This is a genomic window from Leucothrix pacifica (assembly GCF_003172875.1).
Lineage (GTDB): Bacteria > Pseudomonadota > Gammaproteobacteria > Thiotrichales > Thiotrichaceae > Leucothrix > Leucothrix pacifica.
Window position 1 is genome coordinate 24,913 of the sequence record NZ_QGKM01000008.1, and the last position, 14,318, is coordinate 39,230.

Here is a 14,318-nt window from a genome sequence, read left to right on the forward strand (position 1 = left end):
AACTAAAAAGACGCCCGACACAAGGTGCGGGCGCCAAACAACCATCTACATGATTGACTAGTCTAAGGAGAAAAAATGAAAAAATACCGCAATAACCGTTTTGATTAACAATTAATACCGCATTGATGAATATTATACACTAGGAAGACCGTTTTTCTCAAAGTATGGATGGCTTATTCTGAAGTATTAATGATCTTTAATAAATGCCTTTCACCAGTCAGAAATGGTACCTCAAGGGCGTGTTGTCCAACTAGCGCGAAGCCGTCGGGTAGTAAGGCCATTTCTTCATGCGGTAATTGGCCCTTCATAGCATAAAAAGTACCGCCCTCAGCCAGATGCATGTGACAGCCATTAATGAAATCACTGATGGATGAGAAAGCGCGGCTGATAATGCCCGCGTATTTGTGTTCTGGTTGCCATTCCTCAACACGAGACTGAACCACATCCGCGTTCCCCAGACCCAAATCGATAATTGCCTGTTGAATAAAGCGTGTCTTTTTACCATTAGTATCGAGCATGGTGAAGTGTCGACCGGGCTGAAGTATCGCTAATGGAATTCCCGGAAGGCCTGCACCACTCCCTACATCCAGACATTGTTTGCCTTCGATATAGGGAGCAACCACTAAGCTATCGAATATGTGTGCCGGAATCATTTCATTTGGATCACGAATAGCGGTCAGGTTGTAGGTCTTATTCCAACGTTGAAGTAACGATACATATTGCTTGAGCTTGTCGAGTTGCGCGTCAGTAATCTCAATGTCTAAAGCGGCTATGCCTCGTTTCCAGAGTGTGTCACTCATGCGCTGACCTTTTGCTGGTATTGGTTCTTCTTGAGATGAACGAGCAAAATCGAGATAGCCGCTGGGGTAATTCCCGGAATACGTGATGCTTGTCCGATCGTGGTTGGACGCTGATCCATGAATTTCTGACGAACTTCATTCGACAAGCCTGAAACATCACTATAATCCAATTGTTCAGGCAGGGCTGTGTTTTCCTGACGTAGTTGGCGACTCACTTCCTGTTGCTGGCGCTCGATGTAGCCGGCGTATTTAATTTGTACTTCGACTTGCTCGGCGATGGCGTCATCTTCTACGGCAGGGCCGGCACCCTCAATACTGGTTAGGCTTTCATAGGTCACATTAGGGCGACGTAGCAACTCGTCCATGTGATATTCACGGCTTAATTTGCCGCCGAAGACATCTTGTGTTTGCTCATCTGAAATTTGTGAAGGATGAATGCAGGTGTCACGCAGGCGTTGAAGTTCTTGCTCAATCTGTTCCTGTTTCTCACTAAACAAGCGCCAGCGTGTCTCATCGACTAAACCAAGATTGTGACCTATTTCAGTAAGTCGTAAGTCGGCATTATCTTCACGCAACAGCAGCCGGTGTTCAGCGCGACTGGTAAACATCCGGTACGGCTCTTGTGTGCCACAGGTGATTAAATCATCAACTAAGACGCCGATATAAGCTTCGTTTCGCTTGGGACACCATGCTTCTTTGTCCTGTATTTGTAGTGCTGCATTCATACCCGCAAGCAGGCCTTGTGCACCAGCTTCTTCGTAGCCTGTTGTACCGTTGATTTGACCGGCAAAGAACAAGCCATCAATGAACTTAGTTTCCAGACTAGGCTTTAAATCGCGCGGATCAAAGTAGTCATATTCGATCGCATAACCAGGACGTGTAATATGAGCATTTTCAAAGCCGACAATGGATCGTACTAAGCTGAGTTGTGTATCAAATGGCAGGCTGGTCGAGATACCATTTGGGTAGACCTCATAAGTATCCAGGCCTTCAGGTTCGATAAAGATCTGATGCTTATCTTTCTCCGCAAAACGAACGACCTTATCTTCGATAGAAGGGCAGTAGCGCGGACCAGTTCCTTCAATAACCCCAGAGTAGAGCGGTGAACGGTCCAGTGATGACAGGATAATGTCATGCGTTTGCTGATTGGTATACGTTATATGACAAGCGACTTGCGCCGGGTGATCATCACGGCTTCCAAGGTATGAGAATACCGGAGTTGGCGTGTCACCAGGTTGTGCTTGTAACAAGCTATAATCAATACTGCGGGCATCAATGCGTGGCGGAGTACCGGTTTTCAGACGCTCAACCCGAAATGGTAATTCTCGTAAGCGTTGTGCCAGTGCGATCGATGGGGGATCACCGGCGCGTCCACCAGAGTGATTCTCCATGCCAATATGAATTTTACCACCCAAAAAAGTACCCACAGTCAGCACAACGGCTTTAGCTTTGAAGTTGAGGCCCATTTGTGTGCGAACACCACAAACCCGGTTATTCTCAACTATCAGGTCATCAGCAGCTTGCATGAACAGGTCAAGGTTTTCCTGTGCCTGAACGATTTCCAGTACTGCCGCCTTATAGCGCACACGATCAGCTTGTGCACGAGTCGCACGAACCGCAGGTCCTTTGCGGGCATTCAAAATTCGAAACTGTATGCCGCCACGGTCTGCGGCGTGAGCCATGGCACCGCCTAGCGCATCAATTTCTTTTACCAAATGACCTTTACCGATACCGCCAATCGCAGGGTTACAGCTCATGGCGCCGATGGTTTCGATGTTATGTGTTAGCAGTAGCGTTTGCTGCCCCATACGAGCCGCAGCAAGTGCAGCCTCGGTACCTGCATGGCCGCCGCCGATGACAATTACATCATATTGTTTTGGGTATAACATGGGTATCTATCCAGCAAGCTTACTTAAGTAACCGGCTAGTATAGCAAATCAATCAGGGGGGCTGGCAAGTTGTCTTGTGCGTGATGTAGGCTAAATACGGGCTGGGTGACATACTCTGCAATGTCTTCCTGATTGTTCATGGCGGTGGATTCTGTCACAGGGGTGACCTGATTCAGAATGATTGCCCGTAAATCCAGATTGCGTTTTTCCATAGCTTCACAGCATAGCAGTACCTGACTAATGCAGCCTAGCTTGTTATTCGCGATCAATACTATTGGTAGATTTAACTGCGAAGCGAGGTCAGCATTCAGGCCATCCTCGACCAGTGGTGAATAAAAGCCGCCAGCACCCTCAACATAGATAAAGTCATCGCTGCTAATGTCAGTCATGCATTGTTTTGTAATGTCATCTAAGGTCAGCGACCGATCAACCATTCTGGCAGCGCGTACCGGAGAGAGTGGAGCTGGAAAGCGGTTAGGGCATATTGTATCCAGCTGTTCAGCAAGGCCGGCAGCTGCCGCAAGTTTCCATGTGTCTGTTGATGGCAGGTCTTCAGCGAGTGCTGGCCACCCTGACTCAATGGGTTTTCGAGGTGAAACTGTCAGACCGCGCGCGCTCAATGCCTGAATTAGACGTGTACCAACCCAGGTTTTCCCTACATCGGTATCCGTGCCGCTAACGAAAAGTCCTTTCATTGAATGCTGCTGCCTGTTCGGTTGTCTTTGCCAAATAAGATTGTGGTTGCTTTGCCGATAACATCCGCTTGATTCACTAAACCAAAAAAACGGCCGTCATTACTGTTGTCACGGTTGTCGCCCATCACAAAAAGTTTGCCTTCTGGTATTACCACGGGTGGCATGTAGCGAGAATATGGTTGTTTCACCAGTGATTTATTGAGGTAAGACTGAGAGATCTGCTGCTCATTGACATAAACCTTGAAGTCTTCGATGCGGACGGTGTCACCGGGGCGGCCGATCAGTCGCTTAATATAATTAATACTCTTGTCTTTTGGATAAAGAAAGGTGATGACATCATTGATTTGGGGTGCTTCATTGCGGTAGGCGCTGGTTGATACCCAAATAAAGTCACCTGGCATCAGCGTAGGCAGCATGGAGTTGCTGGGGATTTTAAATAGCTCAAACCCTAATACCCGCCCCCTGAAGGTGTCAGCGGCTGTTTTGAATGGGTTTTGCTCGAAGGTAAGGCCTGAAGCAACGGAGCCAACGAGTATAAAGATGGCGAAAAGCCAATAACGACGCTTAATTCTCATCATTGTTACCGACACTAAGACTCACTGTTTAGCCCATCAGAGGTGTTAGTAGGGGAGAGGAGCGCCAAGCTCACGCAATGCTGCACTGGCATTTACAAGGCCATGGCCGAAAGCATCGTCCCGTCCTCTTCTGCCCAGATCATAGGCAGTCCTGCTTAGCTGATTTGGCGAATAACCTCGGCGATATGACTTGAGGAGCGCCATGACACCTGAGATGTGAGCCGCAGCCATAGAGGTTCCCGTAGAAATTTGATATTTCCCGTTTGGAGCTGTTGTCAGAACGCCAACACCAGGAGCCGCGATATCAATGAACCGTCCCCGGTCAGCAAATTTGAATAAGCGCTGGTGCCTGTCTACTGCAGTGACCCCTACCACTCCATCGATGACGGCAGGATAAACGCTGCTTCCAATGCGTCCCTTGTTGCCACCTGCTGCTACAACAGTAATGTTTCTGCGAACCGCAGCACGCACGATTTGTTCTACGAACTTATCGCGGCCACCCGTGAAACTAAGATTCAGTACATCAACGTTACGCTCAATACAATAAGCGATAGCTGCAACGATATCGGCTGATGTGCCACGCAGGTTTTTAGGGTGTCCGGGCTGTGAAGAGAAGGCGCTGACTGATAATAACTTTGCTTCAGGTGCTACTCCAATTTGCGGGTTTTTGCTGACCAAAATTCCTGCTATTGATGTGCCGTGCACTTTGCTCTCAACTGTTTTAGGGTCAACAATCACGTGTTGTTCTATGTTGGAGCCACGTAGAGTTGGGTGGTTTCGGTCAACCGGAGTGTCTACTAAACCAATCACAACACCACGGCCACGTGAAATCGTTTGTGCTCGGCCGATGCCGGTTTGCGCAAGTGGATAATTAAGTGTAGGTGTTGCTACCGTATTTGCTGCCAGAGTAAAGAAGTTGTTAGTTGTAGCACTAAACTGTTTTTGAGCCTTATTAATGATGTCTTGCAGCTCAAGAGGGTTTTGTCCCTGAGTGTCAGCAACCACAACACTTTTTCTCAGTGCACCGATTGCCATGCCACCTTTACGTTTGAGGTTATATTTTTTGGTGACTGCCTCTACTTGTTGACGCGTCATACCAAAATCATATACCAGTAAAAGCTCATCCTTCACGAAATCTGATCGCTTTGGGGGAGCTGGTTTCGGTGTTTGTTTGACGCGTGCAGGCGGTGGAGCCACTGTCATCGGAGGAGCAATTTGATATGTTGGTAGCAGTCCGTAACCGTAGTAGCGAATGTTATTACGAAGCTGAGGCTTGCTAAGGCGGAGTGGGCCAGCCTTAGCATTCAATGGTTTTGGTACGAATACCTGATGCCTGTGAATAGAGCCGTTGTTATGAGCAAACGAAGTTGAAAAAAAACAGCAGATACCTAACGATAAGGCACCTGTTATCATCCGATTACTGAGGCGTTTCTTCCCCAATGAACCAGATTGTTCCGTGTTTCTTCGACAACTCATGCTTCAGTTCCTCAATTTCCTGCTCAGATAGCTTTTTATTAACGCGAACACGATAGTAACCATGACTATCGGGTAAGAACTTAACTTCTACATTGTCACCAATTATCTCATCAAAACCGGCTGCGTTGAAATGAGAATTCATTCCAATGAGCAATACCATTTGGCCTGATGGTGCAGATGCTACAGAAGGTTGTTCTACTGCCTGAGTATCGTGGCTCGCCAGACCGTATGAGGATCTCCCCTCGTGGTCAATGTTATCAGACGGAACAATAAAGAGCACTAACAGAGCAAGTTGCACAACCGTAAGTGCTGCGAAGACTGCATAAGTAAAGCTTCGCGAGTTGCCCGATAATAGCTCATCAAGATAGTCTTTAATCTGAGCGAAGACACTTGCCTTTTTGGTTACTACGGCTGGTGTTTCTTGTTCTTGGGTAGCCACAGGAGCAGCTTGCTCTAACCCATCCAGTTTGGCTAATACACTATCGAGACGTGCCGTAGGATCTTCAAATATAGATCCGTTCATAAGTGTCTTATCTGCTTGCACACTTCTCATCATTTTTTCTTCAGCCACTGACACTTCTTTGAGGGAAGGGTCATTCACCAGCGCTTCTTCTACAAGTGTGTTTACTTCGTCAGTTAGCTTGCCAAGGTGGTACCAAGGCAACAAATTTATGACTTCTTGTTTTAAATTGTTGTTCATAATAATGCGACCTAGAGCATCTCAGAATGGCTGAGAATCTCTTTCAAATGCTTTCTTGCATAAAACATGCGAGTTTTTACAGTTCCTTCAGAAATATCCAGAGCAATAGAAACTTCACGGACAGATAGCTCTTTGAAATACACCAGTTCTAAAACTTCGCGGTGCTTATCACTGAGCTGTCCCATCTGTTTAACAAGCGATGAGTTCGCTTGGCTTAGCTCTAATTCTTCATCAGGTCGTAAAGCAGTGTCTTCCATGTTCATGGCTATTGAGTCGTCTTCAAGGAGTATTTCCTTGTTCTTACGCAAATAGCCAATCAGACGGAAACGCATTATGGAATACATCCACGTCGATGGTAACGACTTGCCAGCAAAGTTACCTGCTGACTTCCAAATCTCAATCATCGCTTCATCAACAATATCTGCGGCCAGCGCAACATCGTTTTGTAACACTCTGGTACAGTACTTGAGGAACCGTGGTTGATACTTTAGATAGAGCGTTGAAAATGCATCTCGATCGCCTGCCTGAATCTGCTTTAGGAGTTGCGCATCTTCCGAACGGTCATCCTGCCCGGGCTTGGTGCTATCTTTCTTCAACACTGCTTTCATGGAGGTAGTCGTTATAGGATGTGATTAAGTTCATTTTATTGCGAAACCTTCTTAAATAGTTTGTATTGCAATGGTGCCCACTAATCTAAGAAGTGATGGCCTCAATTCGTACAGATTCTGCATTAAGCCATAGCTCCCCAAAATAATAAAAAATAATTTAACATATTTTTGAACCGAAAAATTACTAGTAGCTACTTAAAGGCCAAATCAGGCAGATAATGTGTTCTGCAACAGATGTCTAAACCATAGCATCTTACCTATTTCTTTATCGGATGAATATACAAGCTCCCTCGCAACTTTAAGCGGACCTCTGGTCCGCTTTTTTTTTTGTGTTTGGAGCGACTACAATTGCCGCTCTTCTAACAGTATTCAGGGTCCGGCATGCCAAAACCAATCATCAGAATCGGGGTCGTGATGGATCCGATTGAGTCAATCAAGCCCTATAAAGACAGTTCCTTTGCCATGATGCTGGAAGCACAGCGAAGAGGTTGGGAGGTTCATTATATACTGCAGTCCGGTATATATAATGAGGGTGGCATTGTTTACTGCAACAGCAAGACTGTTCACTTAACGGATGATAATGATCACTGGTTTGACTTTAAAGACGACCATACACTCCCGATGGGAGAGTTGGACTGCGTGATCATGCGTAAGGATCCTCCGTTTGACATGGAGTACATTTACAGTACTTATCTATTAGAGTTGGCCGAGCTGCAAGGCTGCTTGGTATTGAATCGCCCAGCAAGTATTCGCGGTGCAAACGAAAAGTTTTTTACCACCTGGTTTGCGGACTATGCGCCCGAGACGTTGGTGACGCGTGATATGGCTCTGATAAAAGCCTTCCACGAAAAACATAAGCGGATTGTAGTGAAACCTCTGGATGGGATGGGTGGTTCTATGATCTTCCAAATCCGCGAAGGAGATCAGAACCGCAGCGTTATTATTGAGACCTTAACTGATCATGGAAAGGTAACGGCCATGGCGCAGCGTTTTTTACCTGAATTCAAAGAGGGTGATAAGCGAATTTTACTCATAGACGGCGAACCATTTGACTATGCGCTTGCCAGAATACCTGCAGCAGGTGAAAGTCGCGGAAATCTAGCTGCCGGTGCAACCTCAAAAGGTGTCTCGTTGACTGAGCGGGATCGTGAGATTTGTGCGGCAGTGGGGCCGACTTTAAAAGAGATGGGCTTAGTGTTTGTTGGTTTGGATGTCATTGGTGATTACATGACTGAAATTAATGTGACTAGTCCAACTTGTATACGAGAGTTAGATGCCATTTACTCGGCAAATATTGCAGGACTATTAATGGATGCTATTGAAACAAAATTGGAGAAAGCAGCATGAAGGCTCGCGTTAAATGGTTAGATCACATGAGTTTTGTCGGCGAGTCAGATAGCGGACACTCGGTGGTTATGGATGGTGCACCAGAGTCTGGTGGTCGTAATCTCGGCGTTCGGCCAATGGAGATGCTATTGCTGGGGTTAGGCGGGTGCTCTTCCTTTGATGTGGTGATGATTTTGCAAAAAGCTCGCCAAGCAATTACTAATTGTGAGGTTGAAATCACCGCTGAGCGTGCCGATACTGAACCAAAGGTATTTACCAATATCCACCTCCATTTTATTGTCGAAGGCAATGATTTGGCGGATGCGCGGGTGGCAAGAGCGGTCAGCCTGTCTGCTGAAAAGTATTGCTCAGCGGCGAAGATGCTGGAGAAAGTAGCGACAATTACGCATGACTATGAAGTTAGGCGACCAGCGACGAATTAGTCTGAAACAGCTATAAAGCGTGGCTGCTCTTTGTGATTGCTAGATTAAAGTTTGCACTATAAACGCTTTTCATTGGAGCTTTACACAAGGAATTGCTATCTTAAGCAAAGCTATGATTGGGTTTATTGCTAATATTTAAGGGGTGTTTACCGATATTTTCACTGGTCACCCTTTATGTAAGGAACATGATTCTATGGAATTACTGACACAGTCAGAACATCATTCAAAATTGCTGGAAACGCTTTATCCGGAGATTAAACGTCTGGCTGCGATACAGATGTCGCGGGAGCGTTCAAATCATACCTTATGCCCAACCGCATTAGTGAATGAGGCCTATCTGAAGATGAGCGCCGAAGAAAGTATGGTGTTCAACGACAAACAGCACTTTTTAGCGGTTTGCGGGAATTGTGTCAGGCAAATATTGGTATCACACGCCCGCACTAAAAATGCTGCAAAAAGAGGCGGTGGGCAGGTACCTGTTACATTAATTGAAGGTGTTGATGACTTTCAGGCAGAAACCGACATGGATGTGTTGTTGCTTGATGAGCTTTTGACAAAGCTGGAAACGCTCGATGCACTTCAGGTGAAAGTGGTTGAGTTACGTTTCTTCTCAGGCATGAGTAATGAAGAAATTTCGGATGTTCTGGAAGTATCCCTATCAACGGTAAAGCGCAAATGGACTATGGCTAAAGCATGGCTGTTCAAGGAAATGAACCGGTAGATCCCGGTTATTTCGCCGAAGTCGAGGATCTATTCTTTGATGCGCTGGAACTCCCCCCTAACCAGCGTCAAACCTGGCTTCAGGAAAAGTGCCAGGATCGGCAGGAAATCTATACGGAAGTTCAAACCCTGCTTGAAGCGCATGTCTCTTCAGAGGAATTCCTGTCCGAGTCTCCAGACCTCACTGGGATTGCTGCTTGTCCGGATCTTTCAGGTCGTCGCCTTGGCAGTTATCAGGTGGACACTGAAATTGCCAAAGGCGGAATGGGGCGTATCTATTCTGCTGACCGTGTCGATGGTGAATATGAACAGCGAGTGGCTATCAAAGTTGTCGAGCTGGGTAACATTGAAGCCGAACTTTTTCGTCGTGAAAGACAAACATTAGCAAATCTCGGACATCCCAATATCGTGACCTTGCTGGATGGCGGAACGCTGGAAGAAGGTTTTCCCTATTTGGTGATGGAGCTTGTCGATGGTCAAGCAATCGATCAGTACAATATTTCACATGCGTTAGATCGTGAAGCGCTAATTACATTATTCTGTACTTTATGTGAAGTGGTAAGCCGGGCGCATCAGCAGGGTGTAATTCATTGTGACTTAAAGCCTGCAAATATTCTTGTGACAGAGCGCGGTATTCTAAAATTACTGGATTTTGGAATCTCGCAAACCTTAATCAAAACGCAAGATAGTCAGAATGATTCAATACAATCCCAGGCGTTAACGCCGGAATATGCCAGCCCTCAAAGACAAGCGCATAAAGTCCCACATGTCACCGATGATATTTATAGTTTAGGTATTATTTTGGGACAGTTGCTGATTGGTGAAAGCTTGCCAAGAGTAGCAACGGAATTATTGGTTAAGAAGAAATACAAGAAGATTGATATAGAGCAAATGCTTCAGCTGGTGCCTTCTCACGAGTTGAGGATGGTTATCAAAAAAGCCACGGATGATGAGCCTGAGAACCGCTACCAAACCGCAAACTTATTGGCTGCTGATTTACAAAATTTCTTACAAAATAAACCTGTAGAAGCAGTTAGTGGGGGGAAGAACTGGCAGCTTTATACGTTCTACAAAAATATAACCAGAAACCGGAATTTCTGGGCAGTAGTGACTGTCTGCGTTGCATTATTAATTGTGGCGTACTTTTGGAATCAAAAGAATCTCAATGAGGCTCAAAGTGAGGCAGCAGCGCGGGCTAAGAAGGTAACGACTGACTTGGCTGAGGTACTTTCCCGGACTCAGCCGTCTATCGATGTACAGGCTGAACTGACCGGTCTGACCATTCAAAATATCGAAAAGGTTATCGTGGGGTCGCCAGGGAATATTCCCGCGATTCATGCCTTGTCAGAACGTTTAGTCCGACTTGGCCAGCTTGAAGGGCATCCTTTATACCTTAATCGTGGTAATCGGGAAGATGCAGCGTCTTACCTAAAACAGGCTGAAGTCAGGCTCGAAGGCCTGTTACAGTTAGTCGAAGAAGGTGAGGCGGATTTCTCTATTGTTCAGGATGATGAGGTCAATGAAGATGTGCTGGCCTATGATTTGTTGCGGGTTAAGCGCTTGATCGCTGAGTTAGGGCTTTATTCAGGCGACCGGGTAGAGTCAATCGGGCAGATGGTATCTCTGGAGTCGGAATTTAATGCGCGTCAGTTTAATTTAGAGAGTCGCAAGCAAGTGTTAACCCATATGCATGATTTACTAGCATGGGCCAACTTTAATCTGCGGATTAAAAAATACGATCGCACAACTGAGTATTTGGAGCGGGCAGAGAGTTATACCGGCAAAGTAGAGACATTGAAAACGGGGGGTACTACACCCTCTGGTGATGATGGTATCGATGAGTCTACGCTTAGCAAGAAGGAGCTTGAGAAATTAAAGCAGAGCCGTAAAGAGGCAAGGCGTATAGAGAGGGAGCAAATTGAGTCCCTGAAGGATGCCAGATACCTAAAAGCATTAAGTGAGGAACACAGGGGGCATATTGCCTTCCTTAGTAATGATTTCCAGACCGCAGAGCGACACTATAACTCTGTCGGTGAGCCAACATTGGTTGATATTCGTCTTACGCCCTTGCATGGCAGAATCAATTCAATTCAGGCGTGCATAGCCTTGAAAACAAATCAGCCTGATCGTGCTGAGGCGTTGTACAACCAGATAAAGCAACGATATGAGGCGCTCATTTATGCGCACCCCGGCTCAGAGCGCCATAAGTTCCGTTTACAGCGCCTGACAGATAAGACGTTGTCACTCGAAGAGCAGCTGGGTTGTGATGATCCAATGTCGTCGATGTTCCCATTACGAAAATTACCCCCAAGTACAGATTAATAGTTTGCTTAGTGTAAGTGTTGTTCGTCAGGTTTCTTGTCGCAAGTTTCAGAAATATAAGAACTTTTTTTATTGCTCGTTTGTCTGAGCTTTTATGCCGCTGAGCTGCATGTAAAATTTATCAAGGTAGTTCAGCGCATACCCTAGTCAGGTACTACACTCAGAGAGGTTTGTTTATGAAATGGTTTTTAGCCCTGTTTAGCTGCATATCATTAGTCGCCTGTAATAGTGGTGGTTCTAAAAAGGAATTACCGTTTTCTGATATTTCGATTAACAGTGCTACCTTCTCTGGTGTCGGATGCCCCGGTGACGATGATGACTATCTTATATCCGCGGATAAAAAAGTCATTACTTTGTTACTCGGTGACTATCGGGCAGAAGCCGGATACGGTACGGCGGTCAATTCAAGCCGTGTCACGTGTAATATGGCAATATCACTGGATGTCCCAATGGGCTACCGTGTGATGTTGTTAGATGCAGATTTTCGGGGGAATGTGTCACTTCCGGATGTCGGTTCCTTTGCAGAGTTTAAACGGGAGTATTTCTTTGCAGATGGTTCTAGTCCCATCCTGACAGATCACTGGGATGGTGAGCTTTCTAATGAGAGTGTTCAAATATTCGACGGACTAGAGGAGTATGGTGGTCGCCTGTCTAACTGTGGTGAGGATGTCATTCTTCGTACTAATACATCACTGTACATATCAGTACCTGACGATGGTGATACCTCCGAGATTGCTATCGATTCACTTGATTTTAAAGGGCGAGCACAATTCGATTATCATTTAGATTATGTGGCTTGTGATTAGTTGTTTGGATTGGAATAATAAGTAAATTATTTTCAGTGTCTTGAGCCTTTTTTTATTCTGTTTTCGCATAACAAACTAGTAGGGATGCAAAAGACCAATCAGTAATATTCCAGATAAGGATTTTTGGAGTATTCACAGAAGAAGCTTCAGTTGCTACCGACTCAGACAAGACAGACTCCCTCTGTTGAGCTGGGTGTAAACAGTGGTGCATCGCCACATAGGCAATTTTTGGCAGATTTATCCGCACAAACCCCGAGGAGCTCGTGGACTGTCTGCTCTAAGGCATAGGATGGCTTAAAATGAATACAAATAAATTTTTTGGACCTTTATTAGTGGTTATGTTGTTGGCTTTTTCAGGGGCGGCATATGCTAATACGGCAATCAAAGGGCGCATTACGGCACTAAAAACGTCGATCAATGAGGCCTATGGTGATTCACAAATTAATAAAAATGAACGCGACTCACTGTTAATTGAGTGGAATAAGTTGAACAAATTGTATACTACGTATGTCAAGGACAAAAAGTTAAGTCAATCAGAGACCGCTACATTAGATTCTAAGATAAAGAATTTTGATCTGAACCTTTTCAGGAAGAAATATGACTAATATTCGAGCAAGGATCCGCAATATCTAAAAAGTTTAAAACAGGGGGCTGCTTTGAAAAACACGCTTATTCAAGGGGTTTGTTGTTGTGCGCTATTATCGACCGGGGCTAGCGCGATGCAACCAAATATAAAGATTTATGACATAAATTACGCGGGTTCCGGTTGCCCAATAGGGTCAGTGTCTGTCAGTATGACGCCTAATAAAGGTGCCATAAACGCAGTATTTGACCGTTTTTATGCATCACTCTCTAACAAGCAAGGTCAGCAAGTAAAACGCTGCAAGCTTTCCATGAGTATTCAGGTTCCTAAGAATAAGCGGGTACGTTTGAGGCAGGTCAGGTTTCGCGGTTTCTACGAGCTACCAGCGAATGCATACACTAAGTTTGTGCGTAACTATAGATTTGGTAGCAAGACTAAGCAGGTTAACAGAACTTTACAGGGTAAAGGCTTCCGTGTGATTAATCAGCGAGAGCCGTTTAATACGAGTTGGGAAAGGTGTGGTAAGAACGTAAGGCTGCAGGTCGATAGTATGATCGAGTTGAAAAGTCGTTCCGATAATTCGTCACAAGTTGGTATTGATTCATTTGATCAACTTATGAAGCGGAATTATCGAGGTGAACGGGGTTGGAAATTCATTCTCGACTTCACGCCTTGTTAGTACTGCTAGTCACCACTTGAGAATAGCTTTTTAATGGTTTTCTGAATAGAGCCAAGCAGAGAGTCATCTTTGCTTGGCTCTTCTGTTATCTGAAGTTGGTTCTCAGAGGGGGGCTTTTCGGGTAATGTCTCTGGTGTAGCTATGTCGGTGCTTAGGCTCGGTGGGGTTGATGCGTATCTATTACCAGACTCTGTGACCTGCCGAAATACCTTTTCATCCACACTCAACCCTTGGCAGTGTGGTGCTTCCATTTTTGCATCTATAGCCAGAACTTCGTCGCTGCTGATGATCACCCCTTGAAGAAATTGGCTGCATTGTTGATCGGTTGGTAGTTTGTGATATGTTTTTTTCTCGTCAGTCCAGTCTAGTTTGCCACCCGCTACGAGTGCCACCGCATCTATGTTGAGGTCTGGATAACTATGTGTCAGTGGTTCGGTCTTGGAGTCGTTTTCGGCTGTTACCCAATAACAAGGTGAACCCAGCAATAAGTTGATTGACTGTGTTGCCTGATTATTTTGATTGACGATTAATTTACACTCCCGATCCTTATTATCCAGTGCAAGCAAGGAAGTTAGTGGCTTTGTTTCTGAATTTTTTGACGCATGGGTATCAGCAACGCCCGGTTGGCTCACCAATATTGCACTCAACAGAATTCCAAGTGAGCACTTATTTGACTGTTTCATGTCAGCACCACGC

Annotated in this window: 15 protein-coding genes; 7 read left to right on the top strand and 8 right to left on the bottom strand. The window is 45.5% G+C overall.

The annotated features are described in order from the left end of the window. Positions 1-173 precede the first annotated feature (173 nt). Genes rsmG through DKW60_RS04625 form a run of 7 tightly spaced genes read right to left on the bottom strand, consistent with a single transcriptional unit; the run spans position 174 to position 6,743 of the window. Positions 174-800, bottom strand: coding sequence for a 16S rRNA (guanine(527)-N(7))-methyltransferase RsmG (rsmG, locus tag DKW60_RS04595; RefSeq protein ID WP_109836491.1), 627 nt, complete (start codon positions 798-800; stop codon positions 174-176). Beyond that, on the bottom strand, positions 797-2,689 hold the full coding sequence (gene mnmG, locus DKW60_RS04600; RefSeq protein ID WP_109836492.1) for a tRNA uridine-5-carboxymethylaminomethyl(34) synthesis enzyme MnmG: 1,893 nt from the start codon (positions 2,687-2,689) through the stop codon (positions 797-799). Before mnmG ends, rsmG begins: the two co-directional genes overlap by 4 nt. 35 nt (positions 2,690-2,724) lie before the next feature. Beyond that, entirely contained in the window at positions 2,725-3,384 is a 660-nt protein-coding gene (gene bioD, locus DKW60_RS04605) for a dethiobiotin synthase (RefSeq protein WP_109836493.1), read from the bottom strand. Then, complete coding sequence (gene lepB, locus DKW60_RS04610; RefSeq protein ID WP_109836494.1) at positions 3,381-3,962, bottom strand: signal peptidase I; 582 nt, start codon at positions 3,960-3,962, stop codon at positions 3,381-3,383. The genes bioD and lepB overlap by 4 nt, the downstream gene beginning before the upstream one ends. A 42-nt stretch (positions 3,963-4,004) precedes the next feature. After that, positions 4,005-5,435, bottom strand: a complete 1,431-nt coding sequence (locus tag DKW60_RS04615; RefSeq protein ID WP_109836495.1) for a S8 family peptidase — start codon at positions 5,433-5,435, stop codon at positions 4,005-4,007. Beyond that, on the bottom strand, positions 5,377-6,135 hold the full coding sequence (locus DKW60_RS04620) for a hypothetical protein (RefSeq protein ID WP_109836496.1): 759 nt from the start codon (positions 6,133-6,135) through the stop codon (positions 5,377-5,379). The genes DKW60_RS04615 and DKW60_RS04620 overlap by 59 nt, the downstream gene beginning before the upstream one ends. An 11-nt stretch (positions 6,136-6,146) precedes the next feature. Further along, entirely contained in the window at positions 6,147-6,743 is a 597-nt protein-coding gene (locus DKW60_RS04625) for an RNA polymerase sigma factor (protein ID WP_109836497.1), read from the bottom strand. Positions 6,744-7,124: 381 nt separating this feature from the next. Between DKW60_RS04625 and gshB the strand changes: the two genes are divergently transcribed. The 7 genes from gshB to DKW60_RS04660 all read left to right on the top strand — a co-directional run bounded on the left by gshB (position 7,125) and on the right by DKW60_RS04660 (position 13,622). Beyond that, the gene (gene gshB, locus DKW60_RS04630; RefSeq protein ID WP_219988635.1) at positions 7,125-8,090 is read left to right on the top strand and encodes a glutathione synthase; all 966 of its coding nucleotides are present in this window, start codon (positions 7,125-7,127) and stop codon (positions 8,088-8,090) included. After that, entirely contained in the window at positions 8,087-8,512 is a 426-nt protein-coding gene (locus DKW60_RS04635) for an OsmC family protein (protein WP_109836498.1), read from the top strand. Before gshB ends, DKW60_RS04635 begins: the two co-directional genes overlap by 4 nt. A 193-nt stretch (positions 8,513-8,705) precedes the next feature. Further along, the gene (locus DKW60_RS04640; RefSeq protein ID WP_109836499.1) at positions 8,706-9,233 is read left to right on the top strand and encodes an ECF-type sigma factor; all 528 of its coding nucleotides are present in this window, start codon (positions 8,706-8,708) and stop codon (positions 9,231-9,233) included. Then, on the top strand, positions 9,206-11,554 hold the full coding sequence (locus DKW60_RS04645) for a serine/threonine protein kinase (protein WP_109836500.1): 2,349 nt from the start codon (positions 9,206-9,208) through the stop codon (positions 11,552-11,554). The genes DKW60_RS04640 and DKW60_RS04645 overlap by 28 nt, the downstream gene beginning before the upstream one ends. A gap of 176 nt (positions 11,555-11,730) precedes the next feature. Further along, entirely contained in the window at positions 11,731-12,360 is a 630-nt protein-coding gene (locus DKW60_RS04650; protein WP_109836501.1) for a DUF4360 domain-containing protein, read from the top strand. Positions 12,361-12,659: 299 nt separating this feature from the next. After that, the gene (locus DKW60_RS04655) at positions 12,660-12,965 is read left to right on the top strand and encodes a hypothetical protein (RefSeq protein ID WP_109836502.1); all 306 of its coding nucleotides are present in this window, start codon (positions 12,660-12,662) and stop codon (positions 12,963-12,965) included. Between the two features lie 114 nt (positions 12,966-13,079). Next, the gene (locus DKW60_RS04660) at positions 13,080-13,622 is read left to right on the top strand and encodes a DUF4360 domain-containing protein (protein ID WP_109836503.1); all 543 of its coding nucleotides are present in this window, start codon (positions 13,080-13,082) and stop codon (positions 13,620-13,622) included. A gap of 5 nt (positions 13,623-13,627) precedes the next feature. Here the strand turns inward: DKW60_RS04660 and DKW60_RS04665 are convergent, their stop codons facing one another. Further along, positions 13,628-14,305 carry a hypothetical protein gene (locus tag DKW60_RS04665; protein WP_109836504.1) on the bottom strand — a complete coding sequence of 226 codons (678 nt, stop codon included), beginning with the start codon at positions 14,303-14,305 and terminating at the stop codon, positions 13,628-13,630. Positions 14,306-14,318 lie beyond the last annotated feature (13 nt).

Excerpts from the sequence above, each read along its gene's own strand:
- DKW60_RS04655 (WP_109836502.1), top strand. The coding sequence starts at position 12,660 with ATGAATACAAATAAATTTTTTGGACCTTTATTAGTGGTTATGTTGTTG.
- bioD (WP_109836493.1), bottom strand. The coding sequence starts at position 3,384 with ATGAAAGGACTTTTCGTTAGCGGCACGGATACCGATGTAGGGAAAACC.
- DKW60_RS04625 (WP_109836497.1), bottom strand. The coding sequence starts at position 6,743 with ATGAAAGCAGTGTTGAAGAAAGATAGCACCAAGCCCGGGCAGGATGAC.
- rsmG (WP_109836491.1), bottom strand. The coding sequence starts at position 800 with ATGAGTGACACACTCTGGAAACGAGGCATAGCCGCTTTAGACATTGAG.
- DKW60_RS04650 (WP_109836501.1), top strand. The coding sequence starts at position 11,731 with ATGAAATGGTTTTTAGCCCTGTTTAGCTGCATATCATTAGTCGCCTGT.
- DKW60_RS04620 (WP_109836496.1), bottom strand. The coding sequence starts at position 6,135 with ATGAACAACAATTTAAAACAAGAAGTCATAAATTTGTTGCCTTGGTAC.
- gshB (WP_219988635.1), top strand. The coding sequence starts at position 7,125 with ATGCCAAAACCAATCATCAGAATCGGGGTCGTGATGGATCCGATTGAG.
- DKW60_RS04665 (WP_109836504.1), bottom strand. The coding sequence starts at position 14,305 with ATGAAACAGTCAAATAAGTGCTCACTTGGAATTCTGTTGAGTGCAATA.
- lepB (WP_109836494.1), bottom strand. The coding sequence starts at position 3,962 with ATGATGAGAATTAAGCGTCGTTATTGGCTTTTCGCCATCTTTATACTC.
- DKW60_RS04615 (WP_109836495.1), bottom strand. The coding sequence starts at position 5,435 with ATGAGTTGTCGAAGAAACACGGAACAATCTGGTTCATTGGGGAAGAAA.
- DKW60_RS04640 (WP_109836499.1), top strand. The coding sequence starts at position 8,706 with ATGGAATTACTGACACAGTCAGAACATCATTCAAAATTGCTGGAAACG.
- mnmG (WP_109836492.1), bottom strand. The coding sequence starts at position 2,689 with ATGTTATACCCAAAACAATATGATGTAATTGTCATCGGCGGCGGCCAT.
- DKW60_RS04660 (WP_109836503.1), top strand. The coding sequence starts at position 13,080 with ATGCAACCAAATATAAAGATTTATGACATAAATTACGCGGGTTCCGGT.
- DKW60_RS04635 (WP_109836498.1), top strand. The coding sequence starts at position 8,087 with ATGAAGGCTCGCGTTAAATGGTTAGATCACATGAGTTTTGTCGGCGAG.
- DKW60_RS04645 (WP_109836500.1), top strand. The coding sequence starts at position 9,206 with ATGGCTGTTCAAGGAAATGAACCGGTAGATCCCGGTTATTTCGCCGAA.